Origin of the sequence: Halogeometricum borinquense DSM 11551, from assembly GCF_000172995.2 — an archaeon.
In the GTDB taxonomy this organism is placed as follows: domain Archaea; phylum Halobacteriota; class Halobacteria; order Halobacteriales; family Haloferacaceae; genus Halogeometricum; species Halogeometricum borinquense.
On record NC_014729.1, the window covers coordinates 597,568 to 623,946 of the forward strand.

Here is a 26,379-nt window from a genome sequence, read left to right on the forward strand (position 1 = left end):
GTGACTACTCACCGAGCCAGAGTCGTTACGCGACGCGCGTTTTCGTGCGGTACGGATACCCGGCACACCCAGCGCATCGCGCACCAAACGCGTTGGCTGGTGGTACACATAGATCTACTGGCCAACTATGAGTATCGTGACAGTTTATAGTTCCATTAGTCTGTGTGGAACCGACTCGATTGACTCTTAGTCACTACGGGTGACGCCGACTCGACCGTCGGTCACCTCGAGTTCGAAGCCTGCGTCCTCCAACCACGTCCGCGCGTTACCCGCTCCGTGGAGAAGCACCTCAGCGAGGTCCGCAGGTTCGTCCACATCGGTTGCCAACCGCATCGAATCGATGACGGTCACCGAAAGTCCGGCATCGTCGGCAATCGCTTGATGGTCTCGGTAGGACGCGCCGTGATAATCGACGCGGAAGTCGGGATGGCGAACGACGAGCGCATTCGTCCCGCCGCCGCGTCCGGGTGCGATGACCACCTCGCCCTCGCTCTCGAACAGTCGCCTGAGTGCGTCTGGCGTCACCAGTGCGAGGTCGGCCATGACGACGCTCACGTCGGATGTCGCATCGTCGAGTACCGCGTTGACAGCGGGCGTGAGCGCCCTATCGTCTCCGATGACCGGCGCGTCAACGTCGTCGATGTCGTCGGCGTCCGTCGTCAGAATTGTCGGTGCTCCTCCCGCCGCACGAACGGCGCGGACAACGTCCGTTCGCATCGCCCGTGCGAACGCTCGGCGCTCGTCTTCGTCAAGTACGCCAGCTAGCCGACTCTTCGGGTCACGGGTCGTGTACGGGATGACGACTTGCATAAAAAAGCTGGGCGTGCTGGCGACTTAGCCCAGTTTGTCGTAACCGCTCTGCTGGGAGCGCCAGTAGAAGACACCACCGACCACGACGGCGATGGCGAGAAGGCCACCGGCCGCGTAGATGAGCATCTGTTGCGTCTGGCTGGACTGCTCGGCCTGCTGTGCCTTCGTCTGCGCTTCGTTCGCCAGTTCCGTCGCGAGTTCGAAGTTACCGTTCTCGAACGCGCTGACGGCGTTATCGAACGACGCTTGCGCTTCGTCGGAGTTCACTCCCTCGACGGCGGCTTTCGACTCGTCAAGGGCGTCGCGTGCGCTCTGACTTTCCTCGGTGTAGTGGTGCGTCGTCCACGTCTCGATATCGTTCGAGGAGCCACCTTCACGCGTCTGCTGAAGATGGATAACGTCGAACGTCTGTGCGGGATCGTACTTGTACGAGTCAACGCTCGGCGCGGTGCCGGCGACGCGAATCTCGACTTTGCTCGTCCCGTCGTCCGCGGCGACTGTTGCACCGCTGAAGTTCTGCCCGTCGAACGACTCCTGGTTTATCTTCGCACCAGTCTGGTCGTAGTACGTGACGGTCCACGTCACGTCCGTCAGTTCAGTCGAACCGGCGAGCGTCCACGACTCCAGTTGCGGGTTTTTGTACAGTTCGTTTAGTGTCACCGATGTGGTGACTTTCGATTCGACCTGCGCGTCGCTAGGCACGTCCTCCTCCCCGACCGAGACAGCGGCTACCGGAGCCGCCAAGGCCGTGAGGACGACGAGACAGGCGAGCGCGAGCTTAGAAAAGCGACTCCAACTCGTCTTCGTCATCGTTGACTAGGTTCTCCAAATTCTGTTCACTCTCCTGTTGAATCTCGTCGATGTTTTCTTGCGCTTCGATAGCCACTTGCTGAAGCTCCTTGATCCGGGGCACGTTTGTAACTCCCGAAAGGAGGATGACGGACGCGACCTTTCCGGAGTTCCGAATGGGGTAGTCCCCACCGCGGACTTCCATACTGCCGGTCTGCTCCTCGATCCACTTCCGGCCGCGCTCTATTCCTTTCCGGTTGAGATGCTCCGGCGGTCCAGCCAGCACGAGCAACGCACGTTCGGTCCCTTCGATCTCACACGGAAGCGTGAGACGGCCCAGAGCGGCCTTACGGACCAGCGACGTGATGCGGTTGGTCGTGTGGGCAGTGTCTATCTGGTCGTCCTCGTCGCCCCCTGTGATGCGCGAGAGGAGACCACCGCTCGAACTCTTCTCTTCGACGGTTTCGGAGGCGTATCCGACTGTGGAAACGCCACCACCGGCGAGCGTGTTGATGATTTCCGAGGAGTCAACAACGCTCTCTGCGACTTCGCCCCCCTGTTCGACTTCGCCGGCGCCGAAGAGGACACCAAAGCGAGTGACGATCTCTTCGTTGATCTCGTCGTACCCGCCTTGGACGGACTCTCCGGTCTTCCGCCAGGCGTCGTTGTCGAACACCATGAGGTTGTCAACCTCTCGGACGAACGTCTGGAACGACCGCGCAGCGTTGAGCGTGTAGATGCCACCCTCGTCACCGCCCGGCAGGACGCCGAGTCCGTAGACTGGCTCTGTGTAGATTCGCTTCAAGTGTTTCGCTAATACGGGTGCGCCACCGCTGCCGGTGCCGCCGCCGAGTCCAGAGACAACGAGGAAGGCGTCCACTTCGTGGACGGGGATGCTGTCGATAGCCCCCTGTACTTCGTCGATATCTTCCTCGGCGATTTCAGCTCCGAGTTCATTGTCGGCACCGACCCCGTGACCTTTCACGCGAGACTGCCCGATCAGGACGCGCTGGTCCTGCGGGATATGCTCAAGGCCCATCAGGTCGGCCTTCGCCGAGTTGACTGCGACGGCGGCACGGACGATACCAGAACCGTGTCGCTGGTCGTATTCGACGAATTTATCGACTATTTTTCCCCCGGCCTGCCCGAATCCGATCATTGCGAGTTTCATCGTTTGTTCGGTCCCCTCGCCATTGAGTATACTCCAACACGAAAGCGAACATAAACCTTGTGATGGGGTTATATCTGCGAAATGATACAATAATTCCGTAAATCGACAGACGTAACTCCCCCGTTAACCGTGCATTAGACCACTTCGGATATTTCTCCGAAAACTGAATATCTCTTTTTATATAATATTTCGAGGCATTTAACTATGAATATGTGGCAATATTTTCCTATTTATCTCTGATGTGGCTGTTGTTGAGGTACGCCCGCAGCGTGGTCAATTCTCCAGTTCCGTAGCCAAACGCCTCGATATCGTTGTCGTCTGTTACGTTGTCGAACTTCAGTGACCGGTACTGATCGGTACCCATCGGGACCCCCGGAATCGCACCGCCGATGGTGAGGCCCACTTTCGCCAGTCCCATCGGAATCGGGACTATCGTCGTCGACCGGCCGTTCGATTTGTGTATCATCTTCGCTATCTCTGCGAGGGTGAGTTTGTCCGGACCGCCGATTTCGTATCTCTCTCCGATGTGTGCGTCGTCCTCGATGGCATCCGCCATCATTCCGACGACATCATCGACATAGAGCGGTTGGAACCGGGTTTTGCCGCCGCCGGGGAGTGCACTGACGTACGGCGGTGCGAGCAGTTTCGTAAAGGAGACGAACTCACCACCGTCACCGAAGATGACTGACGGGCGGAAGATTGTCCAGTCGAGAACTGACTCGGTGACGATCTGTTCTGCCTCCCCTTTCGCACGGATGTACGCCGTCGGTCCGTCCGGGTCTGCACCGAGGGCACTCATCTGAACGAACCGGTCCACCTCGTGTTTCTCGGCCGCCCGCACGACGTTCTCGGTACCGTGTCGGTGAACTTTGTCGTGCATCTCGTTGCCGCCGCTGGGTTTGAACAACGGCGACAGTGCAACAAGGTTGTAGACGGCGTCCATCCCCTCGAAGGCGTCTTTGATGGAGTCGTACACGGTGACGTTCCCCATCGTCTTGTTTACCCCCTTCGGCAACTCGTCGCTACTGGGACTTCGCGAGAGGGCCGTCACTTCGTGGCCCCGTTCTTTCAGCTCACGGCACAGGTTCGTTCCCACGAAACCGCTTCCGCCGACCACGAGAACTTTCATCGTATACACTTGTCGTGGAATCGACGTAAATGTACCCCCGTCAGTGGTTCTGTCTCCCGATTTGCGGCCTGATTCGGCGTGCGAGCGACCGACGATTCGGCCAGCGGACGCCGCGCCCGACCCGAGTCGTTTTACTCCCCTGCCCGTTCACCTCGAATCATGCTCATCACGCTTGAGGGGTTAGATGGAAGCGGAAAGACCACCGCGTGGGAGGCGTTACACGACGTCTACCCGGACGCGGTGTTCACGCGCGAACCCACCGAGTCGTGGTACGGTGACGCCGTCTACCGGTCGATGTCCGACGAGGACGCCGATTCCCTCGCGGAACTGTTCTTGTTCACGGCGGATCACGCCGACCACCTCTCTCGGGTCGTCCGGCCGGCACTTGCGGACGACAAGCTGGTCATCTCCGACCGCTACTCCGACTCCCGGTTTGCCTATCAGGCGGCGACGCTGGAAGACGCTGACCTCCGCCGCCCGCTGGACTACATTCGTGGCATCCACGCCGCCTTTTCTCGGCCGCCGGATGCAACAATCTTCCTCGACGTGGACCCCGAGACGGCCGCTGCGCGGGCGGGAGCGACGAACAAGTTCGAACGCGCCTCGTATCTACGGGAAGTCAAAGCGAACTACGAGCGGCTTATCGACGCCGAACCGGAGCGGTTCGTCCGTATCGACGCGACCCAACCACCCGAAGACGTGGTTGAGATGGTCGAGCGGAGCGTCGAACGGCTTCTCAGCGAACACGAGCGGCGTTAGTTCTGCGTCTCGGGTAGTTCGTACTCTTCCGGCGGCGGAACGTACAGCGTGTCGATAGTGAACCCGAGTGCCAACGGCATCCCGATCATCACCCCGAACGCCGTCGTCGTGTCCCCGAGATCCGGTCCGATTTGGAGGATGCCCGAGAACACGAGCGTCGTCACGAAGAGGACCACCGGGATGAGCAACAGCGAGTAGATGACGTACCCCCACTGCGTTTTCAGTCGGATGCGGAAGAATCGGGTCATCACCGCCGCGATGAGGGTGTGAACGACCAGTACCACACCGAACAGCACGAGGTTGAGGACCGAAGCCATACTCGACGTAGGGGATCTGATGACTTTACACCCTCGGGTCCGTTCGACGCGCGGTCGGGTTGTTGCCGGAAACCTGCACAGTGAATCGTGGACGTTTATGATGGACCCCATTGAGAAGGCGGACATGCACCGACTCATCGGTGAGCGGTCTCTCGACGACTCGTGGCTGGACGAGGAAGACGCGCGCGCGGTCTTCCGCGATATGATTCGAACACGGCGGTTCGACGAGCGTGCCCTCGCACTCCAGCGCCGCGGGTGGATGAGTGGCTATCCACCGTTCCTCGGACAGGAAGCCTCGCAAGTGGGCGCTGCCCACGCGATGCGCGAGGACGATATGCTGTTCCCAACGTACCGTTCGAACGCCCTTCAGATCGCCCGTGGCGTTCCAATGAGCGATATTCTGGCGTTCCGCCGCGGCCGCGCCGAGTATCTTTCGGACCACGATATCCCTGTCTTCCCGCAGGCGGTGCCCATTGCCACGCAGATTCCGCTGGCGACGGGCGCGGGGATGGCGGCCAACTATTCCGACGACGACCACGCGATTCTCGTCTGCTTCGGTGACGGCGCGACGTCCGAAGGCGATTTCCACGAAGGGCTGAACTTCGCGGGCGTCTTCGACGCGCCGGTGGTGTTCTTCTGTGAGAACAACGCGTGGGCCATCTCGCTGCCGCGGGATCGACAGACGGCCAGCGACTCCATCGCTGTCAAAGCTGAGGCGTACGGATTCGAGGGCGTGCAGGTGGACGGCAACGATCCTCTCGCAGTCCGCGAGACGGTTTCAGAGGCTCTCTCGGATGCCCGTGACGGCAATCCGATCCTCGTGGAGAGTCTCACCTACCGGCAAGGTGCGCACACGACTGCCGATGATCCGAGTGCGTACCGCGACGGTGATCCGGACCTGCCCGAGTGGCGCGTCCGCGACCCGGTCGAACGCTACGAGGAGTACCTGCGCGAAGAGGGCATCATAGACGACGCGTTCGTCGAGTCCGTCCGTGAGGACGTTGAGGACGAACTGAAAGAGGCGGTCGAACGCGTCGAGGAACTTCCGGATGCAGACACCGACGACGTGTTCGAACACGCGTACGAGACGCTCCCGCCGGAACTCGTCGAGCAACGCGAGGAGATGCGGGACTTCCTCACCCGACACGACCCGAACGAAGTGGAGTACTGAGAACTGTCATCGGCGTTTCGACCGCTACGAGGGGAAGACGCTTCCTTCGTCGCCACCGTACTCGATGTCCGCAACCGAGTACAGATACCAGTCGCCGGCCGCCAACCCGAGAAGGAATGAGACGACACCGAGGCGCACGCCCGGTGACCCAGCGAGCGTGAGCCACAGGAGCGACAGCGAGAACGAAAGTGAGAACGTAAAGCGGACGCCGCGGTGGGTCAACGCTTCGGTGGCTCGGCGGGAACTCTTCCCGAGTGCGAAGTACGCACCGAACGGAACCGGTACCAACGACGCCGCTACCAGCGTCCGTGCGGTCATCAGCGGCAGTTCAGCGGGGAGGTTGCCGAAGATGAAGAACGCGACGGCTCCGAGAAGACCGGTCCAGCTTTCTGCTTTCAAGGACGGACGGAGAGGCTGGGAGACGGAGGGCATTTCAAAAGCGTCCTGCTCACCGACACTTAACGGTGTTCTCTTACCGTCAGTCGTCCATCGATATGTACGTCTTCGTGTCTGTGACCCCCTCTAATCCCTGAATCTTACTTGATGCCGTCTGGAGGACGTTGTACACCTCTTCTGCGTCCACTTCAGCGATAACGTCGTACGCGCCCGCGACGATGTGCGCCTCCGTTACCGTCTCTAACTCCCGAATCGGTGCAAGGAGTCTCTCTGACTCGCCCGCCCCGGTTTTGACCATAACGAATGCATGTACCATGTTACACAGGAACACTTGTTGCGACAAAGCGTTTGCGCTGCCTGCGGGGGAAGCTTATTCATCTCAGGCAGTGTATGACTCTACCATGCGGTTCGTTATCATTGGTGGAGGACGTGTCGGGCTTCGAACGGCCCGCGTTCTCCGAGACGAAGAGCACGAGGTGACCATCGTCGAGTTGGATACAGATCGAATCGAGCGCGCTCGTGAGGCCGGGTTCGAGGTGATCGACGGCGACGGGTCACGCGAGGAGACGCTCGAACGCGCGGGTGTCGCAGACGCCGATGCGATTGGCGCGCTCACGGGGGATTTGAACGTCAACTTCGCCGCGTGTTCGATCGGGAAACACCACGGGCTACGGACGGTGCTTCGGGTGGACGAAGACTACCGCGACGAGGTGTACAAAAAGTACGCCGAGGAGGTTGATGAAGTGGTTTACCCCGAGCGACTCGGGGCTATCGGCGCGAAAAACGCGCTCCTTGGCGGGTCGATTCGTGCGATTGCGGATATCGCGCAGAATCTTCAGGTCGTCCTCATGACCGTGACCGACGAGTCACCGATGCGCGGATACTCCATCGAGGAGGTTGCGCTTCCGGGACAGGCCCGAATTCTCGCATTCGGCAAGGCGGGCGAACAGATGGGGATCCCGATGCGGGACGACTCGTTAGAGACCGGTGATAGACTGGCTGTCTTGGCCGACTTCGACGTACTGGGTAACGTTCGGCAACTCATCGTCGGCGACGAAGTTACCGCCACCGCAGGGGGTGTCTGAGATGGTTACCGCCTACGTGATGGTGAAGGCTTCCACGGGCGACGTGGACCGACTGAAAGAGTCAATGTTGAATCTCGACGATGGCGTCAAAAGCGTCAGCATCGTTGCTGGCGATGTTGATTTCATCGTCAAGGCCGACGTAGAAAGTCCGGCCGAGGTGAAAACCATCGCGGCATCGATCCACGAGATGTCCGGTATCGAGCGAACGCAGACCTACATTGCGATGGACTGAGGGACCGTCAGAGTGGCGGGCCTTCGCTGTTGGCCGTATCCGTCGCGCGCTGAAGAAGTGTCGAGACTGGCTTGGTGTACTCGTACCCCGGGATGACTCCTTGGACGTAGGTTCCTTCGACGTAATCGATGATCGCCCCGGCGTCTTCGACCCCCCGCCGTTCGTTGATATCCGCGAACGACGTGCTGACGACGACAGCGTTCTCGTCGCGCGATACCTCGACATCGAAGTCGTGTTCCGCCTTCGTGACGCTGCCGATATCTTCGACTCGCAACTCGAACGTCTCGTACCAGCCGTCTTCAACGACGGGCGCAACGTCGTCCTCGACCGCGGCGTTGAGCATCGGGACGCGAACGGTCACCTCGAACGTGATTTCTCCGTCGTCCTCTGCGGCGGTAACTCGACCGTCGAACACTGTCGTCGTCCACTCGAACGTCGAATCGTCTCGTTGCTCGAAGGAATCGTGGTCGCGGAAGGCACGTCGCGCCCGTTCGGGTACGTCACTCATCGCTCACAGGCAGGACCTGGCGGAACAAAAGCCCCTCGTGTCTCCTATTGACTGATCGTTGAGCTATTTCGTCGCAAAAACGCCTCCCGTAAGCGGAGACTTTCAGAACGTGCGGCACGCTTAAGTGGTTGCCAGCCATCAAACCAAGTGACGCTTCGCTTTGGAGGGCCGAAGCGTCAGCGGGGACCAATTCAGGGCGGCAGCATCCGTCCGGGCCGCTCCCGAACGGATGCTACCTTTTCCCAAAATACTACATCTGACAGTTATTACTCGGTCAGCTATTGTCCAATTAGTTATCTCTGAGTTTCCCGAGAGACCGGCGCGTCCGCTGATGTCGCTGCCGAAACCCTGTCTGAAAAAGATCTGTTTGTCGCCGTCTCGATTATCGCCGTCAGTCGTGGTGTTCGTCGCCCTCTTGATTGCCGCCGTCAGTCGTGGCGTTCGCCGCCTCGGAGTCAGCACTCTCGTCTGCCCTGTCCGCCTCATCTACCGCCTCCGTTTTTGACTCCGAGTCGTCGGTCGCCTCGTCTCTCGGATCCGTTTCTGGCGTTGTACCGCCCGTCTCCTCATCTATCGCGTTCGTCTCCGATTCCGCCTCGTCTGTCTCAGAGCCACCGTTTTCGTCCGTCTGGCGCTCCGAGTCGTCCGTCTCAGGCGTCGTCTCCGCTGCGGACGTATCCACCGCATCAGTCTCGCTCCCATGGTCGCCATCCGCCGACAGTACGTCGTCGCTCACGGTGAACGTCTCGACGCGTTCAGCCAAGACTTGCGTCTGTTCGGCTAACTCGTCTACCTCGTCGGCGACGGTTTCGAGCGAGGCCGTCTGTTGCTGTGCTGCGGCGGCGACCTGCTCGGACTCGCTGTGCGTCTGCGCGGCGATGCTTGCGGCGTCATCGATGCGCTCTGCGGCCTGTTGGGTCGCAGTCGCCTGTGAGTCGGTCGCTTCGTCAATCGAGTGAACGCCGTGGTCAACGTCCTCGACGATGTCCACTGCCTCACGGATGGCATCGACGCCGCCGTCAATCGTCTCCGCGCCGGATTCAACCGACGACTGCATCTCGTCCATCTCCTCGACCGCTTCGGTCGTCGCGCGCCGGACCGACTCGATGGAGTCGCCGATGTCGTCAGTGGCCGCGGCGGTCTCCTCTGCGAGTTGTTTCACCTCGTTAGCGACGACCGCGAAGCCCTCGCCGGCCTCGCCTGCACGGGATGCTTCGATAGAGGCGTTCAGCGCGAGGATGTTGGTCTGTTCTGCGATGTCGTCAATGAGATCAACAACCGACGCGATGTCCGACACTTCCTCATCGAGTCGTGACACACGCGCGGTGACAGTTTCCGCTTGGTCGGCTATCTCGGCCATCTCCTGACCGACGGCCATCGCCGCCTCGCGGCCCTCATCTCCTCGTTCGGCCGCCCGCTTCGACAGCGTCGAGAGTTCGTCCGCCTGTGCTGCGATCTCCTCGACAGTCGCCGAGAGGTCGGCCGTCTGGTCGGAGACCGCCTGCAACGTGTCGAGTTGGTCCGCCGCACCCGAGGTAATCTCTTGCGTGGACCGACTCACTTGCTGGCTGGCGTTCGAAACTTCGTCTGTGCCGACGCCGACGCGTTCGGACGCTGCGGCCGCACGCTCGGCGAACGCTCCGACCTCGGCAACCGTTTCCTCCCACTCGTCCATCATGCGGTTGAACCGACGACCGATTTCGGCCATGGCTTCGGCGTCGCCTGCGGCGTCGGGGTCCATCCGTGCGGTCAGGTCGCCCGCAGCGGCTTGGTCCATCGTCTCGCCGTACTCGTCAGCAGCGCGTTCGAGCGTCGCGGCCGTTTCTTCGGACTCCTCGATACGACGCTGAAGTGTGTCCCGCATCTCGGCGAACGAGTTGTAGAGCGTGCCGAACTCGTCCACTCGGCGCGATGAGAGATCGACATCCATATCGCCGTCGGCGAGTCGTTCGGCGCGTTTCCGGAGGCGACGGAGTGAAACGACTGTACTCCGACCGAGCGTCAGTCCCATCAGAATGAATCCCGCGACAGCGGTTCCGATGAGGACGGTTAGGTGGTTTTGAACCTGCGTGAGAAGCGTGAAGACGTTCTCTCGCGGCGCTTGGACGAGGACGTACCAGTCGGTCCCTTTCACGGGGGCGTAAGCGACGACTTGCTCGTCGGCGGCGCGTTCGACGACGCCGCTCTTGTCGTCCGTAGCGGCGACTGCGGCATCGAGACCGGGCGTGTCGTCGCCGTCGCGGTACGCCGTCAGGACGTTCTTGCCGTAGCGATCAAACAGCACTGTTCCGTCCTCGCGGACGACTTGTGTGTGCGAGCGTTCGACCGGTTCCCTGAACGCTTTCGCGTGTTGCGTCGCGTCCGTGATGAGCAACACTGCGCGGTCGGTGCCGGGAACCGGACTGGCGAAGGCGACGAGTTGGAGACCGCCGTTTCGGTACACCTCGCTCACGGCTACGTCGGTCGATTGGGAGAAGTCGAGTTCGCCGCTTTGCCACGTGATATCCACGTCGTCGAGCGACTTCGTTTCCATCTCACCGGCGGTACTACGTACAACGTCGCCCGTCTCTAAATCGACGTAGTGGATGGCATATACGTCGCTTGGCAACTGTCCATGCTCACGCAAGAGTGACTGGTCTACGCTATCGGGGTCGTCGGACTGGAGTCCCCGATGTTCCGAGAGCATCCGCGCTCGTTGCTCGTTCGTGTCCACCCACTCGTTGAGATTCTCAGCTTCGAGTTCTGCGATTGTTCGTAACTCATCGTGCTTCTCCGAGGCCAGTTCCCCGCTCACCTGCTCTTCCGTATACAACCCCACCCCGACCATCGACGCGAGGAGAACGGCGAGGACGAGGACGTACTTCCGGAAGTAACTCTTCCGAAAGAACGTGGGAAAAACGCCCAGTCTTTTCATCGGCGTAGTGGTATTTACTACGCTATTTAGTGGTTACCCAGAGAATATCAAACTTGATAGCCATTCACATTCGATATACCGTCGCAATCACGAGAATTCGCCGAGGGTGCCACCGACGAGGACGCCTGCCGCAATGAGCGACCCGACACCCGCCGCAAGATGGAGCGGAACAGCCGATATTGCCCCTAAAAGCGCGGCGGACAGGAGACTCACTCCCATCACGCCGAGGAGATAGTCAAACCGGGTCGGCTCGTCGGTAGGCATCACTGGCATGGGGTGTAATTAGATATAATTAGCCAATCGGGTATAAGTTATGGGCGAGGCGGCATTCGCGGAGAGACCATACGGACCTATGCCGAAACATCTGATTGGTTTCGAGCAGATGCCCTCCAGACGCGACGTACTCGGTTTTGGTAGTGTGACGCTCGCTCTCCTTGCCGGTTGTACCAGCGGATCGCCCTTCGGCGGCGACACACAACAGTCACCGAGCGGAACCGAACCGGCCGAGACGACGACACCGACGTCCGCACCTCACGTACAGGTGGGTTCTGTTTCGGTCGCTCCATCTCTCGTGTCGATGAACTCACCGGACTCTATCGGTACCTACGGCGACCGAGACAAGCAGTTCGTGATCGCACGCATCGAGATGGACGAGCAGACAAAACGAGACCGCGAGGCAGTCTCTGTGGCGACGGACGGAGAGACGTACGACTCTACGCCGGTCCGCGATGTAGTCCGGCATCGGTCACTTTGGGGAGTCGATTCCTCCGCTGACCAGTCGATAGACGACTTCGTACTCTTTCGCGTCCCCAAACCGCTCGACGCTGAGTCCGCCACAATCCAGTGGTCGAACGGCGAACACCGACTGAACGACGAACAAGTGTCCCGATTGAACCGTCCGCCGACGACGTTCGAGGTTCGGGAGTTCTCCGCGCCCGACACTGTCACCAGCGGAACGGAGTCCACGCTGACGCTGACCGTCGAGAACGTGGGTTCGGCGGACGGGACGTTTGTTGCCGGACTCAACCGTTCCGGACCACAAACCGCGTACATGCCAACTACGGCGATTTCGATTGAGGTGGACGCGGGTGCGACAGCCACGTGGACGCATTCGTACACGCCGCCTGTGGTCTCACGCGATGGTGACATCTCGTTCCAGTTCGTGATGAACTGGCGCGACGGCGACGAACGCGCGAGTGTGGGTCTCGAACCGAACGAATAGCGGAAGCGAGATGCGGCAAATACTGAGAAAAATTGCGGCACGTACCGAGGAGAGTGCGGGGGATGGGATTCGAACTTCCGTGAGACAAACCGCGTCTCACGACGTTCGAGCCCATCCGTAACCCGTCACTGCTCACTGTCGTTCGCAAAGGAGAGTGCGGGGGATGGGATTCGAACCCATGAACTCCTACGAGAGCGGATCTTAAGTCCGCCGCCTTTGGCCTAGCTCAGCCACCCCCGCTCACATCCGGATTCATCACTGTCACCCATGACGGTTTCGCTTCGTCCCCGCGATTCGGTGGCACCACTCGTGCGTCGTAGATGCCGGATATTCTCTCGCCCGACGCTAGTCATATACCCCACCATCTGCTACCCGGTGAGAGCATGACCGCTGAGAAACGCAGTCCGTCCAGACGACGAGTACTCCAAGCTATCGGTGCAACCGGCGTCGCGGGACTCGCCGGATGCACCGCTAGCAGCGGGGGCGACGGGACGGACGCGGTAGATGAGGGGGACGCGGCGGCGTCCAATTCGAGCGGAAAGACGTTCTATTTCGCCCAAGCGAAGTCACCGCTCAATTTCGATCCGCTGAAGGCGAACGATATTCCATCTCTCCAAGTTGTCGAACGCCTTTTCGATTCGCTCTACACCTACGAGCAGGGGACGACGTTGACACCGCAACTAGCAAACGGCGATCCCGAGGTCAGCAAATCGGGGCAACGGTACGTCGTCTCGCTGAAAGACGGCATCACGTTCCACAACGGCGACCCGATCACCGCCGAGGACGTGAAGTACTCCTACCTCGCGCCGGCCCGCGAGGAGACGGAAAACGGCTCGGAGTTCACGATGATCGATACAATCTCCATCGTGGACGACAAGACGGTGCAGTTCGATCTCAAATACCCGTTCGGGCCGTTTAAACACTCCCTCGCGTGGTCGCCCGTGCCGAAGTCCGTTCGTGAGGCGGATAAAAAGGCATTCAACACCTCGAACCCCGTCGGAAGCGGTCCCTTCGAGTTCGACGAGTGGCAGCAGGGCAGTTTCGTCCGCATGCAACGACACGACGACTACTGGGGCGAGAACGGATCGAATATCGAGACGCTCGTATTTACGCCGGTCAAGGAGCCGACGACCCGCATCACGACGCTCCGAAACGGCGAGAATCACGCCGTGCAGACGGTCCCGCCGAAGCTGTACTCTACCGTCGAGGGAATCGAAGAAGCAAGCGTCACAGAGCAAACCGGGCTTGGATACTTCTATCTCGCATTCAACTGTAACGAGGGGCCGACGACGGACAAGAAAGTTCGTGAGGCAATCGACTACGCTATCTCGCTAGACGAGGCGGTAAATCGGTACGTCGAACCCGCTGGCACCCGAATGACGAGTCCGCTCCCGCAGACTCTCATCGATTCGTGGGGCTTCCCCGGGGAGAAGTGGGACCAGATTCCGCACGAGAAAGATCAGGAGATGGCTCGACAACTGCTTGACGAAGCGGGTGTCTCCAAAGACTACGACTGGACGATCATCGTCCCGCCGGACAAAAAGCGCGAGCAGATCGGTATCAGCGTCTCGAACGCCCTCAAGAGTCTCGGCTTCTCGAACGCCTCGGTTCAACGACTCGACTGGGGTGCGTTCCTCGACAAATACGCCACCGGCAAGGAGTCGGACTACAATATGTACGCGCTCGGGTGGTTGGATGAAGTGGATCCCGACGGATATCTCTACTATCTGTTCCACGAGTCCGAGGAAGCTTCGACCAACGGCTGTTACTACCGGAACGACGAGGTCATGTCCCAACTCGATGCAGCACGTCGGTCACCGGACCGCGAGGAGCGCAAACGGTTGTACACCGAGGCGATCACGACGCTTCTCGAAGACCGTGCGCATCTTCCGGTATACAACCTCAAGAACAGTTTCGGCGTCCGGACCGAAGTTGAGGGGTTCCGCCCCCACACCGTCTCGGGTATCAACCCGCGCATGACCGGTCCCCTCGGGTCGGTCACGCTGAACAACTGACTGAGACTACCAATCGACGCTGAGCGTCCCGTCGCCGTTCGGATCGGGGGAGATTTCCTCGTCGGCGCGTCTGTCGATGACGTGGATGACGCCTCTGTCCTTCTTCGCCGGACACACCTCGGCGGCGCGTACGTTCTCTTCTAACTCGTCTTCGTCGAAGTAGTACGATTTCGGCCGCGCCAACCCCGAGGCGATATCCATCTCCCAGTTGTCCGCGACCTCGGCGCACTTGCCCGCGCCGAAGCACTTGTTCGCCTCGAAGATGATTTTGTACGGCTTCTCATCTACGGGCGGCGCGTTCGCCTCATCGCCCACCTCACTCGGACGGAGTGGCCCGTCCGATTCCTCGGACTCGCTCATCGCTTCCCCCTAGCGGTAGCGCGGACTTTGCGCTGTCGGTTGGAGCATCGAAAAGTAATTCGCTCGTCGCGTCGATCCCGCGTCGGTGATCGCGTCTATCGGTCGATATCGATAGACTCGATTTCGACGTCCTTCATCGGCTTGTCGTTGCGGTCGGTCGGAAGCGAGCCGATTTCCTCGACAACGTCCATCCCTTCGACGACCTCACCGAAGACGGCGTGACGGTCGTCGAGGTGGGGTTGTGCGCCGAGTGTGATGAAGAACTGCGACCCGTTCGTGTCGGGACCGCGGTTCGCCATCGAGAGTTTCCCCGCGCTGTCGTGACGGAGTTCGTCGTGGAACTCGTCATCGAACGTGTAGCCCGGGCCGCCGCGGCCGGTTCCCTCGGGGTCTCCGCCCTGAATCATGAAGTCGTCAATGATACGGTGGAAGATTGTACCCTCGTACAGCGAGTCGGTTCGCGTCTCGCCCGTCTCCGGGTCCTCCCACTCCTTCTCGCCCGTCGCCAGGTCGATGAAGTTCTCGACCGTTCGCGGCGCGCGCTCTTCGAACAGTTCGACCGTGATGTCGCCTCGGGTGGTGTGGAGCGTGGCAGTCGGATTGCTCATACGTCTCCCGATGGGGTGTGGGGTGAAAACGTTGGTGAGTCGGGCGTCTTCGGCACTTCATTTCGCCGCTGCCCAAACGGTGTTCGTCGGTGGTCCCACCAGCGCCCCTTCCGCTGCCCGTAGCTACTAACCCCGCCGTGGCAAAACGCCGAGTATGCACACCGCCAAGACACTCACACTCGCGCGCTTGCCCTCCGGCATGCCTGTCGAGACCACGGTCCACACGTACGGAGACGGTACTGGTCCTACAGTCTACGTACAAGCCGCACAACACGGCCGCGAAATAAACGGGACCGAGGTCATCCGTCGGATCCACGAACGACTGGACTCCGACGACCTGTCGGGGACGCTCGTCACTGTTCCTGTCGCCGACCCGCTCACCTTCGACCGCGTTTCGTACACGACGCCCGAATCGCTCGATGCGGTCCACTCGAACATGAACCGCGTCTGGCCGGGCGACGAGGAGGGGTCGTTACACGAGCGAATGGCCGCGGCTCTCTGGGAGTACGCGGGCGAGGCCGACTATATTGTAGACCTCCATACCGGCAGTCCGGAGATGCTGACGCACACCGTCTACCTCGACGGCGACGACGACTGTCGCCGCCTCGCGGAGGCGTTTGGGACGGAACTTCTTCTCGCGGAGGCGGCAGGGGACGACGCGGACACCGAGTGGTCCGAGCGCAACTTCGGTGGGAAGCTCCGTGTCGCCGCCACACGAGCGGGAATTCCGTCTATCACGCCCGAACTCGCGCATAACAAGCAGTTGGTCGAACCGGCCATCGAGACGGGTGTTCGCGGCGTGTTCAACGTCCTCCGCGAAGTCGAGATGCTCTCGGGCGACCCCGAGATCCCGGCCGAACAGACGACAGCGCGGAACCACCTCGGCCGCGTCAGCGCGGCCGAATCCGGTCTCTTTCATCCGGGACCGGACGCCGAACTCGGCCGCCAGGTCGAGGAAGGAGACCACCTCGGGCGCGTCTACCACCCGACGACGTACGAGGTGTTGCAGGAGGCGACCGCCGACCGGGCGGGCGTCATTTACTCGGTCTGCCGTGAGGCGACGGTGACTGCGGGACAGACCCTCGTCGGCGTGGCGATGCCCGCGGACGACGAGGAACCCGATCACTGACTGGCGCTGAGGTCAGAGTCGAACTGCTAACCGCCGCACGGCCTCCTCGACGACGCCGACGGCGATGTCCAACGCCGCCTCGTCGATGTCGAAGTACGCGGTGTGGTGTCCTGCGGGGTTGCTCGCGCCGATTCCGATATACGAGGCGACGCCACCGTTCTCCTGCACTCGGCGGATGAGAAACGAGGCGTCTTCGCTCCCGCCGAACGGACTCCGCCCGCAGATTTGCGTTACTCCCTCGACCGTCTCCGCGGCGTCCATCACCGTCTCGACGACGAACCCGTCGTTTTCGAACGTCGTCGTCATGCCGTATAGACTCGTCTCGTACGCCACGTCGTGCATCCCAGCGGCGTGTTCGACGACGCGTTCGGCCTTCTGCATCATGTAGTCGTTCAGGTCGGCGTCCTCGCCGCGCACTTCGACGCGCATCTGTGCCTCCTCGCAGATGACGTTCTGCGCGTTGTCGGCGTGGACCTGCCCGACGTTGATTCGCGTCTTCCCGTCTGCGTGTCGTGGGATGGCGTAGAGATTCTGGATGGCTGTCGTCATCGCTTGCAGGGCGTTTCGCCCCTCGTTCGGCGCGCCACCCGCATGGGCGGGTTCTCCCTCGAACGTCACGTCCAACTTGGCGTTCGAGAGCGGGCGGTCGTAGCCGCCCACGACGGTCCCAGTCTCCTCGTCTAATCCGAGATGCAGAGCGAGGAGCGCGTCAACGTCGTCCACGTGAGTCGTCTCGCTCATCGGCTTGCCGCCGCGGCCGCCCTCTTCGGCCGGTTGGAAGAACAGTTTGAGCGTCCCGTCGAAGCCCTCGGCGTCGAACGCGCGGGCGATGCCGATGCCGACAGCGGTGTGGCCGTCGTGTCCGCAGGCGTGCATCTCGTTCGGGTGTGTGCTGGCGAATCCTTCTCGTGCGGGTCGGTGGTCGTCGTCGGAGGCCTCTGACCGAGCGAGGGCGTCCATGTCCACGCGGACGCCGATTGTCGGCCCGTCGCCGTATCGCTTCTCGGCGACGAGGCCGGTCACATCACCGATTCGGTCCAGATACTCCTCGGGCGCGCCCTCTCGTTTTGCACGTTCGCGTGCCGCGGCTATCTCGTCGGCGGCGGGGACGCCGAGTCGTTCCTCGACGGTCACCGCGTCGCTCCCGAGAGCGAGGTCGAACCCGCGTTCGTCCAGTTCCTCGGCGACGAGTGCGGTCGTTCGGAACTCTTTCCACCCTTCCTCGGGGTGTCGGTGAAGGTCACGGCGAATCTCCGTGAGCGTCTCGTCCGCAAACTTCGTCATACCGGAGGCTTACGGCCTATCGAAAAAAACGCGAGGAAAGCGGAGAGATACCGACGACCGGCTTCAGAACTCGCGGAGGTCTTCGAGAACCGCTTCGGCGGCGCCCGACTCGATGCTCTCGCGGGCCATTTCCAGCCCTTCTTCGAGCGTTTCCGCGTCCTCGCGGGCGTAGATACGGAACGCCGCGTTAAGTTCGATTGCGTCGGCGAAGTGGTCGTCTCTGTCGCCCGTGATGACGCTCTCGGTGATCTCCGCGGAGTCGTCTGCGACGTCGTCGGGGTCTACTTCGAGGTCTTCGGTCTCGAAGTCCATCCCGTACTCGGCCGTCTCGATCTCGAAGTCGGTGAACTCGCCGTCGGTGGACTCTCCGACTTTCGTGTAGCCGGGACGGATGTCGTCGTAGCCTTCCATTCCTTGGAACATGACGACGCGGCGCGGGCTGAGTTGCTCGGACTGCTCGAACGTATCGACGACTTTCTTGGCGAACGCGAGGTGGTAGAAGCTGCCGAGGTGAACGTCCGCCTTTGCGGGGTTAGCGATGGTTTCGATGGTGTTGACGAACGTGCGCACGCCCATCTGGTCGCGGCGCTCCCACAGGTCGTGAATCACGGGATTGAACGCGGGTTGGTAGTAGAAGCCGAATCCGGTCTCGTCCACTTGGTCGGCGCTCTCTTCCGGCGAGAGTTCCGTTCGGATACCAAGTTCGTCAAGGACGTGCTTGTAGGCGTCCTGTTTCTGCGTCGGCACTCGGTCACCCGAGTGGGCGACGACCGGCGTGCCCGCACCCGCGGCGACGATGCCCGCGGCGGCACCCAAGATAGCCGTCTTCCCTTTGCCGTCGTAGTTGGCTCCGCAGTCTACGGGGTCGGCGTCGGGTTCGGCATACTCGACGTGTTCGCACATCACGTCGGTGTAGGCAGCGAGTTCCTCGGCGTTGTTGTGCTTCCACCGGTTCGCCAGCCAGAACGCGCCCAGCGTCGTGTGGTCGGGTTCTCCGGCGAGGATTCGTTGCATCGCCTCCGTCGCCTGCTCGCGCGTCATGTCCTCGGCGGACTTCACGCCCGTCCCGACCACCTCGGTCATGAGTCGCTTCAACGGCCACTCCCCGAACTCCGGAGATTCCGGCGCTTGTGCCATAGTTCAGCGTTGCGGACGATAGCCCAAAAGTGGTCCGTTAGCGATGGCAGATTAGAGAGTTGTCGTCGCTTACTAGTTTCAATCGTCTTTACGATCCGTCGCTCGAACCCGAAATAGGTACCTTCTCTGAGTCCTGAAAGCCACCAATGAGCGCACTCGCGGACGACTGGCGCGCCGATTTGGACGAGGTGGACGCGACCCTCATCGACGAGTACCAGAGCGGATTTCCGGTCGTCGAACGTCCGTTCGACGTTCTCGGCGAAGTACTCGGCGTCTCCGAAGATGAGGCGCTTGCCCGTGTCCGTTCTCTCCGCGAGAAGGGCATCTTCCGCCGCTTCGGTGCCGTGTTGAATCCGCCAGTCATCGGTAGCTCGACGCTCGCCGCCGTCTCCGCACCCGAGGACCGCTTTGAGGAGGTGGCAGAGGTGATAAACGGCTACCGACAAGTGAACCACAACTACCGCCGCGACCACGAGTGGAATATGTGGTTCGTCGTTACCGCCGCCTCCCGCAAGAAGCGCGACGAGATTCTGGCAGAGATCGAAGAGCAGACCGGTCTCACCGTACTCAACCTCCCGATGCTCACGGACTACTACATCGATCTCGAATTTCCGGTGATGAACGACGACCGGTTCGCCCGCGAGAGTCTCTCGGAGACGGCGGTGAACGCCACGCGCATCTCCGAGGAGGCGACAGGCAACCTGTCCTCGCTTGACGCCGCTGTCCTCGTGGAGATTCAGGACGGATTTCCGCTTTCTGCGACACCGTACCGCGACGTGGCCGACGCGGTCGATGCCGACGTAGACGACGTACTCGCCGCCATTCAGCGACTCCTCGACGACGGGTGTATCAAACGCATCGGTTGCATCGTCAACCACGTAATCACCGGTTTCGACGCCAACTGTATGGTCGTCTGGGACGTGCCCGACGACGAACTCGATGTCCGCGGTGAGGATGTGGGCCGACTGCCGTACGTCACGCTTTGTTATCACCGACCCCGCCGTCCCGAACAGGACTGGCAGTACAGCCTGTTCACGATGATCCACGGCCGTGAAGCCGACGCCGTGGACGAGAAGATAGACGAACTGGCGGCCGAGCATCTCCCGTTCGACCACGAACGCCTGTACTCGACGGAGACGCTGAAACAGACGGGCGCACAGTACGAGGAACTGGTCGGCTCCGAGGAGTGAGTCCGGACCCGTATTTCCGCCCCCTTGACCGGACGGCGACGTCAGAATTGTTTTAATTGGGTGACACCACGTCTGAGATATGCCCTCCGACGCAGACGAGAGTAGCCACCAGAGCGACCGGAACGACGGTCAGGAACTCCTCGATGCGCTCGACGCCATCGGTATCGACCGGATGAACGAACTGATTCTGGACGCGTGGGGACAAGTGGACTGGGACGACATGGACGGCACCGATGAACCAATGCCGAGAGCCGACGATTCGGACACGGACATTCGGGCAGAGACAGACACCGATTCAGCGTCGGTCACCGATTCCGCGTCGGTCACCGATTCAGCGTCGGTCACAGATACTGAGCAGGGCGCGAATTCGGATACGAACACAGAGTCGGACGTATGAACACTGACAGCGTGAAATCCGAGTGGCTTTTCGCCGTCGCTATCGTCGCCCTCGGTTTCGTGTTCTTGGACATGCCGGTACGACCCTTCGAATACGCGACCTGCGGTATCGTCTTCGCAGGTACTCTCCTGAGCGTCTTCGATTCGATTCGAGAGCATTGGGTGTTCCGCGTCGTCGTCGCCAGCGCCTTCCTCGGCGTCGCAGGTGTCAAGTTCGGCTATGCGATATGGCTCGCGTATTCGTTAGAGCAGCACTTCGTCATGACGGCGGTGGGACTTGACGGTATGTTCGCGTCGGTGTTTCTTGCTAGTTACCTCGGCCAACTGTATCGAGACCGGCGCGAACGGACAGGGTGAGAACTCGAAGCCACATCAGTAGATTTCGTACCATCGCCTCCACGCCAGTCGATACCGTCTCGTCGTCAGTCGTTACTGAGTCGGTCCGACAGTATTCGGGAGACAACGTGAACGGTGAGGCCGACGACACTCCCGAAGATGACGGTCTGGATAGTGACCGGCGAGACGTCGTACGCGAACGAAGTTCCGAACACGAGCGCGGTGAACCCAAGCACGAGGACGAGGCGGTACGCGCCACCGAGGTTGCGGAACCACGCGCCAAAGCGGCGGCCGGGTTCGGTCGATGCGACCGGTCCGAGGGCGAGAACCGTCACCGCGAAGCCTGCGGCGACGAGTGCGGGCGAGATGCTGTTCATCTCGTCTAACGTGGACGCCGAACTCAGGAGGGAAGCCCCGGCTAACACGAGGTTGAGAACTGGCCGCGTCTTCGGTCCGGTTGCAGCGTCGGGCGTGGCGGTGGTGGAGGGCAGCGGTCCTATTTGATGAACTGACAACAAAAGCCTGCGGTCCCGCACTCACCGCGAGAACGGCGAGACGCGGTAGAGCGTCCGTGCGGCCTGTACAACGCCCGTCTTGGCGACGGAGCCGCTCTTTCTGACGCCTAGTTTAGCGAAGTAGCCGCTCTTCCTGAGCCCTGCACCCGCGTAGTGGCGCGCACTGGTCGGGATAGGCGTCCGGCGGCCTTCGACGCGTGTCGCGCCGTCGCGGATGGCATCGAGAATTACGTCGGCGGTGAGTCCAACGCGCTGTACGTCGGGAATGTCGATTTCGGTGTACGCACGGCCGACGTACCCGACTTTGTGTGCGTCGCTTCCGGCGACGCCCGGATATCCACCGCTCCGGGCGAACCGGCGGGCGCGGCGGTTCTTCCAGCCGGTGAATAGCCACGAGTTGTACACCTCGATGGCGTCGGGTTCGACACCCTGAAGCCGTTTTTTCCGGATTCCGTGGCGACTCCGCTGGAAGGGATGCGGGATGATGGCGACGCCACCGCGGTCGCGTACCCACTCAATCGTTTCTTTCATCGGAGCGCGGCGTGGCGGCATCTCGCGGACGCCGAGGGCGAGGAGGTGGCCGTCCGCCGTCGAAACTTCCACGCCGGGGATGCCGACGAGTCCGTACATGGGGGCCAGTTCCGCCGCACGAACCGACTCGTGGATGACATCGTGGTCGGTGATGACGACGGCATCGAGGCCGATTTCGGCGGCCTGTTCCAATATCAGCTCCACGGGATCGTGTGCGTCGTACGACGCGTCGGAGTGAACGTGGGGATCAATGCGGACGGTAAGAGACACGGACGTTCTTTCGCGTTCGTCAGCAAAAAATCGTCGGATCATATGACAACATGAGTCACATGAATGATGGCGTCCGCTCTATTCCCGGGTTAGACGCCCGTTCGGACGTTTCGTTTGCGCTCGTGTTCCAAGGTATAATTGACAAATTAAATATAATATATTGTTTCAGCGAGCTTTTACCCGGTCTTGTATGCTACTCTGTTTCATGGGTTCGATAGATAGATTCCGCGAAACCGTGCCGCTGGCGGAACTCGAACGCGAAGGTCGCGTACAGACGAGCGTCGATGGACGCGCACTGGCGCTCTTTCATCACGAAGGCGAGATTCGCGTCGTTGACAACCGTTGTCCGCATATGGGATTCCCACTCTCGGAGGGAAGCGTCGAGGACGGCGTGCTGACCTGTCACTGGCATCACGCACGTTTTGAGCTCTCCTGTGGCGACACGTTCGATCCGTGGGCCGACGACGTGCAGACGTTCCCTGTCGAGATTCGTGACGGATCCGTCTACGTTGACCCACACCCTGAACCGGACGAACCGCCCGCGGAACACTGGATGCGGCGACTCGAAGACGGACTCGAACAGAACCTTCGTCTCGTCGTCGCCAAATCCGCAATCGGCCTCGCGGACGCCGGAGTGTCGTCGGATGCGGTGGTCGAACGCGGCGTTCGGTTCGGTTCGCGCTACCGCGAGAGCGGATGGGGGCCGGGTCTGACTATTCTCGCCGCGATGCGGAACGTCCTCCCTGATCTCGCAGACGATGACCGCAAACGAGCGTTGTATCAGGGTCTCGTCCACGTCGCCGGTGACTGTGCCGATGCACCACCGCGATTCGACCAGGAGCCGTTTGACACCGAGGACGTGTCCTTCGAACGCCTGAAGGCGTGGTTCCGCGAGAATATCAAAGTCCGCGACGCCGACGGTGCCGAACGCGTGCTCCGAACCGCAATCGCCAACGGTGCCGACGATGCCCACCTCGCCGAGATGTTGGTCGCGGCGGCGACGGATCACCGCTATCTGAACACCGGGCACACGCTAGACTTCGTCAACAAAGCCTGCGAAGTACTCGACCACGTCGGTTGGGACCATGGGGACGCTGTTCTGCCGAGTCTTATCGAGGGGATGGCGACCGCCACCCGCGCCGAGGAGCGGTCATCGTGGCGGCAACCCGTAGACCTCGCCGCGATGGTTTCAGAGACGTTTGCGGACCTCGACTCGCTGGTCGAATCGGGAGCGGGAACGGAGTGGTCGCCGCCTGCGTCGTTCACTGAAACGTTGCTGTCTGACGACCCTGAGATAGTCGTCGCAGCGCTTGAAGATGCGATTCGTGAGGGTGCGTCGGTCGAAGCGCTCGCCCGCGAGGTAGCGTTCGCCGCTGGGACGCGCGTCGCACAGTTCGCCACCGTCAACGAGTTCTCGGACTGGAACACCGTCCACCACACGTTCACCTACGCGAACGCTGTCCACCAGCTAGCTCGCAGAACCGGCGCTCGAGAACTCTACCGCGGCGTATTCGACGCCGCGATCAACGTCTACCTCGACCGCTTCTTGAACACCCCACCCGCGCCACTCCCGCGCCCGGCATCGTCCACAGAGACCGATCTGTCGGTCCACCTCGACGAACTCCTCGACTCGTTCGACGTGGAAGGCGAGGTGGACGAGGCAGGCAGGCGCGCCGCCCACTACCTCGACTGCGGTGGCGACGTGAGTCTCCTGCGTGAACGACTCGCTGAATCGCTTCTTCGTGAAGACGCTGGGTTCCACACGTACCAAGCGCTGGAAGCCGGATTCACGCAGGCCGAACTCCGCGATAGCCCCGAGGAAGTCAGGACACTTCTTGTCGCTGTCGCGCGCTATCTCTCTGCGCACTTCCCGACGCGCCGCGAACGCGAGCAGACGTTCACTATCGCGGCGCGACTCCACCGCGGCGAGAAGATTCACGAGGAGGGACAGTAAGTACGAGGCGTCCAGAGCGGCCTCACTCGGCTCTGCCGACGATTCGCTCGGCCGCTTCGTGGCCGTTCCAGAGGGCGTGATGCACACGGCCTTCGCCAACTACCCAGTCACCCGCAAAGAACAGCCCCGCGTCCTCCGTCGCTCGAACCGCGTCGGTATCGACGCCGTCGTTCGGAAGCGCGTACCGCCACCCTTGATCATCCACCCAATCGGGGTCGGCGTATCTGTCGTCGTCGAGCAGTTCCGCGACGAGTGCGGCCGCGTCGTCGCCCGCTTCCGCCAGCGGGTCGTCGTAGCGCTCTGCGGACCACTCGGGACTCATCTGTGCGATGAGAAGGCTCTCGCCGTCGGGCACGTGACCGTCTTTGCACTCCTCACGCGAGACCCACCCGACTTCGTGCGCTTTGTCCACGTTCACGAGACCGTACCACGAGTATTCCTCGCGGAACGGGTAATGAAGGACGAACGTACGAATGGTCCGGTACGAGACATCCGAAACCGCGGCAGTCGCGTCTCCGAGCCTCTCGCCGTCCCACTCGGTCGCTCGCAGAATCTCGGCCGTCTGTGGCGCGGGCGGTGTGAGAAGGAGGCGGTCAAACGGACCGTGTGTTTCTCCCTCTGTGTCGATGAGTGACCACGTCGCCTCCGAGTCGTCGCAGACGATGGATTCAACCCGAGTTTCTCGACGTACCTCAGCGTCGGTTCGTGCCAGGAGTCGCTTCGCCAACTGAGTGATTCCCTCCGTCCACGTCCACTTGTGTGAATCTCCGTCGTCGCCCTCGGTAATCTCTCCGCTCTCATCGAACACCCAGACGGGCTTTTCGATATCCACTACGCCATCGGTTCCGAGGTCACGAATCAGCGACTCGGTACGCTGGTCGGATTCTTTGATGTAATTCGCGCCGTGGTCGTAGTAGCAGTCGTGTTTTCGCCGGGTCGCAGCACGTCCGCAGACGCCGCGACTCTTCTCTACGATGGTCACCTCGGCGTCCGCGTTGCGGAGGGCGTAGGCCGCACCGACGCCGGCCGCACCCGCACCGACGATACCGACTCTGAGTGTCATCGCTTCCCCTCGCAGTCGTCTGATTTCGTCGTCTCGATCATGGAGTCGAGTTAGGACCCGCCCCGTTTTACCGTTCGGGCGTCGGCACCACATCCCCGACAGCTATTATCGGCCCACTCTCCAGCACATCCATGCAGTACGATGCGGTCATCTTCGACAACGATGGCGTCCTCGTGCGATTGTCTCCCCTTGCGGTGCTTCGAGAGGCGTCGCGCGCGGCGTTTGAGGCCGTCGGCGTGACCGATCCCGCGGCAGAACACGTCGAACAGATGATGCTCGGCGTGACGCCTGCCGACGTACGCGAAGTGAGTGAGGTGTACAGTCTCGACCCCGACGCGTTTTGGGCGGCACGCGACGGCGCGGCGGCCGACGCCCAAATCTCCGAGATGCGTGACGGCCGACTGTCGTGCTACGACGACGTGGCGGCGCTTGAACACATCCGCGCTCCACGCGGCATCGTCAGCACGAACCAACAGGAGACTATCGACGCCGTTCTCGACCATCACGATTTCTCGCATCTGTTTGCGACAGCGTACGGCCGCGAACCGACGATAGAGAGCCTTCGGCGAAAGAAACCGGAACCACACTACCTCGAACGCGCGATGGCCGACCTGGACGCCGAGACGGCCCTGTTCGTCGGCGACAGCGAGACGGACGTGCTGGCGGCCCACCGCGCCGGCATCGACTCCGCGTTCATCCGCCGTCCGCACCGTTCGGACACCGAACTGGATGCGTCGCCGACGTACGAAATCGAGACGCTGTACGATATCCACGCTATCGACGGCGTGCCGGTCGCTGACGCCGCGGCGGATGGGGGAACCGAGGGGAAGCGTTGATGGCGGATTCGGCCCCTCAAAGACGGGATGACTGTCGTCGGCGATGCACTCGTCAGCGCGGGTGCGCGCGAACGGCTTTGCTGTCATTCCGAAGGTACGTTCTGCGTCGCATCGCCGCGTGAATCTCGACGCCCGATGAACCTCGAACGTAATGCGGACGAAATTGCCCGTATCGATGCCGTAGACTGCCCGTGAGTTGTTCTCTGAGTGACACACTCCCCCGGAACGGTTATAAGCCACAATACGGAGAGT

Annotated in this window: 30 protein-coding genes and 1 tRNA gene; 13 read left to right on the top strand and 18 right to left on the bottom strand. The window is 61.3% G+C overall.

Annotation, left to right across the window (positions count from 1 at the left end; translation table 11 throughout):
* Positions 1 to 186: 186 nt before the first annotated feature.
* From cofC to HBOR_RS03105, 4 genes are all read right to left on the bottom strand, one after another.
* Positions 187 to 810 carry a 2-phospho-L-lactate guanylyltransferase gene (gene cofC, locus HBOR_RS03090; RefSeq protein WP_006055193.1) on the bottom strand — a complete coding sequence of 208 codons (624 nt, stop codon included), beginning with the start codon at positions 808 to 810 and terminating at the stop codon, positions 187 to 189.
* Between the two features lie 24 nt (positions 811 to 834).
* Positions 835 to 1,620, bottom strand: a complete 786-nt coding sequence (locus HBOR_RS03095; RefSeq protein WP_006055192.1) for a hypothetical protein — start codon at positions 1,618 to 1,620, stop codon at positions 835 to 837.
* Positions 1,589 to 2,770 (bottom strand): tubulin/FtsZ family protein, encoded by a 1,182-nt coding sequence (locus HBOR_RS03100; RefSeq protein ID WP_013440469.1) that lies wholly within the window; start codon positions 2,768 to 2,770, stop codon positions 1,589 to 1,591. The genes HBOR_RS03095 and HBOR_RS03100 overlap by 32 nt, the downstream gene beginning before the upstream one ends.
* Positions 2,771 to 2,996: 226 nt before the next feature.
* Entirely contained in the window at positions 2,997 to 3,899 is a 903-nt protein-coding gene (locus HBOR_RS03105) for a complex I NDUFA9 subunit family protein (RefSeq protein WP_006055190.1), read from the bottom strand.
* Positions 3,900 to 4,058: 159 nt separating this feature from the next.
* Here HBOR_RS03105 and tmk point away from each other — a divergent pair, with 159 nt between their 5' ends.
* Positions 4,059 to 4,658 carry a dTMP kinase gene (gene tmk, locus HBOR_RS03110; protein WP_006055189.1) on the top strand — a complete coding sequence of 200 codons (600 nt, stop codon included), beginning with the start codon at positions 4,059 to 4,061 and terminating at the stop codon, positions 4,656 to 4,658.
* Here the strand turns inward: tmk and HBOR_RS03115 are convergent.
* Positions 4,655 to 4,975, bottom strand: a complete 321-nt coding sequence (locus HBOR_RS03115) for a hypothetical protein (RefSeq protein ID WP_006055188.1) — start codon at positions 4,973 to 4,975, stop codon at positions 4,655 to 4,657. The two genes, tmk and HBOR_RS03115, sit on opposite strands and share 4 nt — an antisense overlap.
* 124 nt (positions 4,976 to 5,099) lie before the next feature.
* Between HBOR_RS03115 and HBOR_RS03120 the strand changes: the two genes are divergently transcribed.
* Entirely contained in the window at positions 5,100 to 6,146 is a 1,047-nt protein-coding gene (locus HBOR_RS03120; RefSeq protein ID WP_049890551.1) for a thiamine pyrophosphate-dependent enzyme, read from the top strand.
* A gap of 24 nt (positions 6,147 to 6,170) precedes the next feature.
* On the opposite strand, the gene HBOR_RS03125 is transcribed toward HBOR_RS03120, so the two are convergent.
* Complete coding sequence (locus HBOR_RS03125) at positions 6,171 to 6,578, bottom strand: hypothetical protein (protein WP_006055186.1); 408 nt, start codon at positions 6,576 to 6,578, stop codon at positions 6,171 to 6,173.
* Between the two features lie 46 nt (positions 6,579 to 6,624).
* Positions 6,625 to 6,858: an Lrp/AsnC ligand binding domain-containing protein gene (locus tag HBOR_RS03130; RefSeq protein WP_006055185.1), complete on the bottom strand. Its 234-nt coding sequence runs from the start codon at positions 6,856 to 6,858 to the stop codon at positions 6,625 to 6,627.
* Positions 6,859 to 6,943: 85 nt separating this feature from the next.
* Between HBOR_RS03130 and HBOR_RS03135 the strand changes: the two genes are divergently transcribed.
* Both HBOR_RS03135 and HBOR_RS03140 read left to right on the top strand, forming a co-directional pair.
* Positions 6,944 to 7,627 carry a potassium channel family protein gene (locus HBOR_RS03135; protein WP_006055184.1) on the top strand — a complete coding sequence of 228 codons (684 nt, stop codon included), beginning with the start codon at positions 6,944 to 6,946 and terminating at the stop codon, positions 7,625 to 7,627.
* A gap of 1 nt (position 7,628) precedes the next feature.
* A complete protein-coding gene (locus HBOR_RS03140) occupies positions 7,629 to 7,859 on the top strand; it encodes an Lrp/AsnC ligand binding domain-containing protein (protein WP_006055183.1) in 231 nt (76 codons plus the stop codon).
* Positions 7,860 to 7,866: 7 nt separating this feature from the next.
* On the opposite strand, the gene HBOR_RS03145 is transcribed toward HBOR_RS03140, so the two are convergent.
* The 3 genes from HBOR_RS03145 to HBOR_RS19870 all read right to left on the bottom strand — a co-directional run bounded on the left by HBOR_RS03145 (position 7,867) and on the right by HBOR_RS19870 (position 11,545).
* Positions 7,867 to 8,367 (bottom strand): DUF5813 family protein, encoded by a 501-nt coding sequence (locus HBOR_RS03145; protein WP_006055182.1) that lies wholly within the window; start codon positions 8,365 to 8,367, stop codon positions 7,867 to 7,869.
* 391 nt (positions 8,368 to 8,758) lie between these two features.
* On the bottom strand, positions 8,759 to 11,281 hold the full coding sequence (locus tag HBOR_RS03150; RefSeq protein ID WP_006055181.1) for a methyl-accepting chemotaxis protein: 2,523 nt from the start codon (positions 11,279 to 11,281) through the stop codon (positions 8,759 to 8,761).
* Between the two features lie 87 nt (positions 11,282 to 11,368).
* Positions 11,369 to 11,545 carry a hypothetical protein gene (locus HBOR_RS19870; RefSeq protein WP_006055180.1) on the bottom strand — a complete coding sequence of 59 codons (177 nt, stop codon included), beginning with the start codon at positions 11,543 to 11,545 and terminating at the stop codon, positions 11,369 to 11,371.
* A 118-nt stretch (positions 11,546 to 11,663) separates the two neighbouring features.
* Between HBOR_RS19870 and HBOR_RS03155 the strand changes: the two genes are divergently transcribed.
* Positions 11,664 to 12,503 carry a hypothetical protein gene (locus tag HBOR_RS03155; RefSeq protein WP_144018698.1) on the top strand — a complete coding sequence of 280 codons (840 nt, stop codon included), beginning with the start codon at positions 11,664 to 11,666 and terminating at the stop codon, positions 12,501 to 12,503.
* Between the two features lie 155 nt (positions 12,504 to 12,658).
* Here HBOR_RS03155 and HBOR_RS03160 read toward each other — a convergent pair.
* Positions 12,659 to 12,743: transfer RNA gene (locus tag HBOR_RS03160), tRNA-Leu, on the bottom strand.
* A 143-nt stretch (positions 12,744 to 12,886) separates the two neighbouring features.
* Between HBOR_RS03160 and HBOR_RS03165 the strand changes: the two genes are divergently transcribed.
* On the top strand, positions 12,887 to 14,518 hold the full coding sequence (locus tag HBOR_RS03165) for an ABC transporter substrate-binding protein (protein WP_006055178.1): 1,632 nt from the start codon (positions 12,887 to 12,889) through the stop codon (positions 14,516 to 14,518).
* Between the two features lie 6 nt (positions 14,519 to 14,524).
* Here the strand turns inward: HBOR_RS03165 and HBOR_RS03170 are convergent, their stop codons facing one another.
* Complete coding sequence (locus HBOR_RS03170; protein ID WP_006055177.1) at positions 14,525 to 14,878, bottom strand: ferredoxin; 354 nt, start codon at positions 14,876 to 14,878, stop codon at positions 14,525 to 14,527.
* Between the two features lie 95 nt (positions 14,879 to 14,973).
* Complete coding sequence (locus HBOR_RS03175) at positions 14,974 to 15,486, bottom strand: peptidylprolyl isomerase (RefSeq protein WP_006055176.1); 513 nt, start codon at positions 15,484 to 15,486, stop codon at positions 14,974 to 14,976.
* A 154-nt stretch (positions 15,487 to 15,640) separates the two neighbouring features.
* On the opposite strand from HBOR_RS03175, the gene HBOR_RS03180 reads away from it, so the two are divergent.
* Positions 15,641 to 16,615, top strand: coding sequence for a succinylglutamate desuccinylase/aspartoacylase family protein (locus HBOR_RS03180; protein ID WP_006055175.1), 975 nt, complete (start codon positions 15,641 to 15,643; stop codon positions 16,613 to 16,615).
* Positions 16,616 to 16,627: 12 nt separating this feature from the next.
* Here the strand turns inward: HBOR_RS03180 and HBOR_RS03185 are convergent, their stop codons facing one another.
* Together HBOR_RS03185 and HBOR_RS03190 are read right to left on the bottom strand one after the other, a co-directional pair.
* On the bottom strand, positions 16,628 to 17,899 hold the full coding sequence (locus HBOR_RS03185; protein WP_006055174.1) for an amidohydrolase: 1,272 nt from the start codon (positions 17,897 to 17,899) through the stop codon (positions 16,628 to 16,630).
* Between the two features lie 63 nt (positions 17,900 to 17,962).
* A complete protein-coding gene (locus tag HBOR_RS03190; RefSeq protein WP_006055173.1) occupies positions 17,963 to 19,036 on the bottom strand; it encodes an anthranilate phosphoribosyltransferase in 1,074 nt (357 codons plus the stop codon).
* A 146-nt stretch (positions 19,037 to 19,182) separates the two neighbouring features.
* Here HBOR_RS03190 and ahbB point away from each other — a divergent pair, with 146 nt between their 5' ends.
* From ahbB to HBOR_RS03205, 3 genes are all read left to right on the top strand, one after another.
* Positions 19,183 to 20,226 (top strand): siroheme decarboxylase subunit beta, encoded by a 1,044-nt coding sequence (ahbB, locus tag HBOR_RS03195; protein ID WP_006055172.1) that lies wholly within the window; start codon positions 19,183 to 19,185, stop codon positions 20,224 to 20,226.
* A gap of 79 nt (positions 20,227 to 20,305) precedes the next feature.
* The gene (locus HBOR_RS03200) at positions 20,306 to 20,623 is read left to right on the top strand and encodes a hypothetical protein (RefSeq protein WP_006055171.1); all 318 of its coding nucleotides are present in this window, start codon (positions 20,306 to 20,308) and stop codon (positions 20,621 to 20,623) included.
* Positions 20,620 to 20,979 carry a hypothetical protein gene (locus HBOR_RS03205; protein WP_006055170.1) on the top strand — a complete coding sequence of 120 codons (360 nt, stop codon included), beginning with the start codon at positions 20,620 to 20,622 and terminating at the stop codon, positions 20,977 to 20,979. Before HBOR_RS03200 ends, HBOR_RS03205 begins: the two co-directional genes overlap by 4 nt.
* A 65-nt stretch (positions 20,980 to 21,044) precedes the next feature.
* Here the strand turns inward: HBOR_RS03205 and HBOR_RS20245 are convergent, their stop codons facing one another.
* Positions 21,045 to 21,494 carry a hypothetical protein gene (locus HBOR_RS20245; protein ID WP_241432353.1) on the bottom strand — a complete coding sequence of 150 codons (450 nt, stop codon included), beginning with the start codon at positions 21,492 to 21,494 and terminating at the stop codon, positions 21,045 to 21,047.
* Positions 21,495 to 22,316: a CehA/McbA family metallohydrolase gene (locus HBOR_RS03215; RefSeq protein WP_006055168.1), complete on the bottom strand. Its 822-nt coding sequence runs from the start codon at positions 22,314 to 22,316 to the stop codon at positions 21,495 to 21,497.
* Between the two features lie 163 nt (positions 22,317 to 22,479).
* On the opposite strand from HBOR_RS03215, the gene HBOR_RS03220 reads away from it, so the two are divergent.
* Complete coding sequence (locus HBOR_RS03220) at positions 22,480 to 24,228, top strand: Rieske (2Fe-2S) protein (RefSeq protein WP_006055167.1); 1,749 nt, start codon at positions 22,480 to 22,482, stop codon at positions 24,226 to 24,228.
* Between the two features lie 22 nt (positions 24,229 to 24,250).
* On the opposite strand, the gene HBOR_RS03225 is transcribed toward HBOR_RS03220, so the two are convergent.
* Positions 24,251 to 25,291: an NAD(P)/FAD-dependent oxidoreductase gene (locus HBOR_RS03225; RefSeq protein ID WP_006055166.1), complete on the bottom strand. Its 1,041-nt coding sequence runs from the start codon at positions 25,289 to 25,291 to the stop codon at positions 24,251 to 24,253.
* A 131-nt stretch (positions 25,292 to 25,422) separates the two neighbouring features.
* Between HBOR_RS03225 and HBOR_RS03230 the strand changes: the two genes are divergently transcribed.
* Positions 25,423 to 26,127: an HAD family hydrolase gene (locus HBOR_RS03230; protein WP_006055165.1), complete on the top strand. Its 705-nt coding sequence runs from the start codon at positions 25,423 to 25,425 to the stop codon at positions 26,125 to 26,127.
* A gap of 27 nt (positions 26,128 to 26,154) precedes the next feature.
* Entirely contained in the window at positions 26,155 to 26,322 is a 168-nt protein-coding gene (locus HBOR_RS19875; protein WP_006055164.1) for a hypothetical protein, read from the top strand.
* Positions 26,323 to 26,379 lie beyond the last annotated feature (57 nt).

What these genes read in the sequence shown, in the direction of transcription:
- HBOR_RS03100 (WP_013440469.1), bottom strand. Translation starts at nt 2,770, where the DNA reads ATGAAACTCGCAATGATCGGATTCGGGCAGGCCGGGGGAAAAATAGTC.
- HBOR_RS03190 (WP_006055173.1), bottom strand. Translation starts at nt 19,036, where the DNA reads ATGGCACAAGCGCCGGAATCTCCGGAGTTCGGGGAGTGGCCGTTGAAG.
- HBOR_RS03220 (WP_006055167.1), top strand. Translation starts at nt 22,480, where the DNA reads ATGGGTTCGATAGATAGATTCCGCGAAACCGTGCCGCTGGCGGAACTC.
- HBOR_RS03180 (WP_006055175.1), top strand. Translation starts at nt 15,641, where the DNA reads ATGCACACCGCCAAGACACTCACACTCGCGCGCTTGCCCTCCGGCATG.
- HBOR_RS03145 (WP_006055182.1), bottom strand. Translation starts at nt 8,367, where the DNA reads ATGAGTGACGTACCCGAACGGGCGCGACGTGCCTTCCGCGACCACGAT.
- cofC (WP_006055193.1), bottom strand. Translation starts at nt 810, where the DNA reads ATGCAAGTCGTCATCCCGTACACGACCCGTGACCCGAAGAGTCGGCTA.
- HBOR_RS03205 (WP_006055170.1), top strand. Translation starts at nt 20,620, where the DNA reads ATGAACACTGACAGCGTGAAATCCGAGTGGCTTTTCGCCGTCGCTATC.
- HBOR_RS19875 (WP_006055164.1), top strand. Translation starts at nt 26,155, where the DNA reads ATGACTGTCGTCGGCGATGCACTCGTCAGCGCGGGTGCGCGCGAACGG.
- HBOR_RS03135 (WP_006055184.1), top strand. Translation starts at nt 6,944, where the DNA reads ATGCGGTTCGTTATCATTGGTGGAGGACGTGTCGGGCTTCGAACGGCC.
- HBOR_RS03185 (WP_006055174.1), bottom strand. Translation starts at nt 17,899, where the DNA reads ATGACGAAGTTTGCGGACGAGACGCTCACGGAGATTCGCCGTGACCTT.
- HBOR_RS03170 (WP_006055177.1), bottom strand. Translation starts at nt 14,878, where the DNA reads ATGAGCGAGTCCGAGGAATCGGACGGGCCACTCCGTCCGAGTGAGGTG.
- HBOR_RS03165 (WP_006055178.1), top strand. Translation starts at nt 12,887, where the DNA reads ATGACCGCTGAGAAACGCAGTCCGTCCAGACGACGAGTACTCCAAGCT.
- HBOR_RS03125 (WP_006055186.1), bottom strand. Translation starts at nt 6,578, where the DNA reads ATGCCCTCCGTCTCCCAGCCTCTCCGTCCGTCCTTGAAAGCAGAAAGC.
- HBOR_RS03230 (WP_006055165.1), top strand. Translation starts at nt 25,423, where the DNA reads ATGCAGTACGATGCGGTCATCTTCGACAACGATGGCGTCCTCGTGCGA.
- HBOR_RS03155 (WP_144018698.1), top strand. Translation starts at nt 11,664, where the DNA reads ATGCCCTCCAGACGCGACGTACTCGGTTTTGGTAGTGTGACGCTCGCT.
- HBOR_RS03175 (WP_006055176.1), bottom strand. Translation starts at nt 15,486, where the DNA reads ATGAGCAATCCGACTGCCACGCTCCACACCACCCGAGGCGACATCACG.
- HBOR_RS03120 (WP_049890551.1), top strand. Translation starts at nt 5,100, where the DNA reads ATGCACCGACTCATCGGTGAGCGGTCTCTCGACGACTCGTGGCTGGAC.
- HBOR_RS03215 (WP_006055168.1), bottom strand. Translation starts at nt 22,316, where the DNA reads ATGATCCGACGATTTTTTGCTGACGAACGCGAAAGAACGTCCGTGTCT.
- HBOR_RS03200 (WP_006055171.1), top strand. Translation starts at nt 20,306, where the DNA reads ATGCCCTCCGACGCAGACGAGAGTAGCCACCAGAGCGACCGGAACGAC.
- HBOR_RS03130 (WP_006055185.1), bottom strand. Translation starts at nt 6,858, where the DNA reads ATGGTACATGCATTCGTTATGGTCAAAACCGGGGCGGGCGAGTCAGAG.
- HBOR_RS03225 (WP_006055166.1), bottom strand. Translation starts at nt 25,291, where the DNA reads ATGACACTCAGAGTCGGTATCGTCGGTGCGGGTGCGGCCGGCGTCGGT.
- ahbB (WP_006055172.1), top strand. Translation starts at nt 19,183, where the DNA reads ATGAGCGCACTCGCGGACGACTGGCGCGCCGATTTGGACGAGGTGGAC.
- HBOR_RS03115 (WP_006055188.1), bottom strand. Translation starts at nt 4,975, where the DNA reads ATGGCTTCGGTCCTCAACCTCGTGCTGTTCGGTGTGGTACTGGTCGTT.
- HBOR_RS03150 (WP_006055181.1), bottom strand. Translation starts at nt 11,281, where the DNA reads ATGAAAAGACTGGGCGTTTTTCCCACGTTCTTTCGGAAGAGTTACTTC.
- HBOR_RS03140 (WP_006055183.1), top strand. Translation starts at nt 7,629, where the DNA reads ATGGTTACCGCCTACGTGATGGTGAAGGCTTCCACGGGCGACGTGGAC.
- HBOR_RS03105 (WP_006055190.1), bottom strand. Translation starts at nt 3,899, where the DNA reads ATGAAAGTTCTCGTGGTCGGCGGAAGCGGTTTCGTGGGAACGAACCTG.
- HBOR_RS19870 (WP_006055180.1), bottom strand. Translation starts at nt 11,545, where the DNA reads ATGCCTACCGACGAGCCGACCCGGTTTGACTATCTCCTCGGCGTGATG.
- tmk (WP_006055189.1), top strand. Translation starts at nt 4,059, where the DNA reads ATGCTCATCACGCTTGAGGGGTTAGATGGAAGCGGAAAGACCACCGCG.
- HBOR_RS03095 (WP_006055192.1), bottom strand. Translation starts at nt 1,620, where the DNA reads ATGACGAAGACGAGTTGGAGTCGCTTTTCTAAGCTCGCGCTCGCCTGT.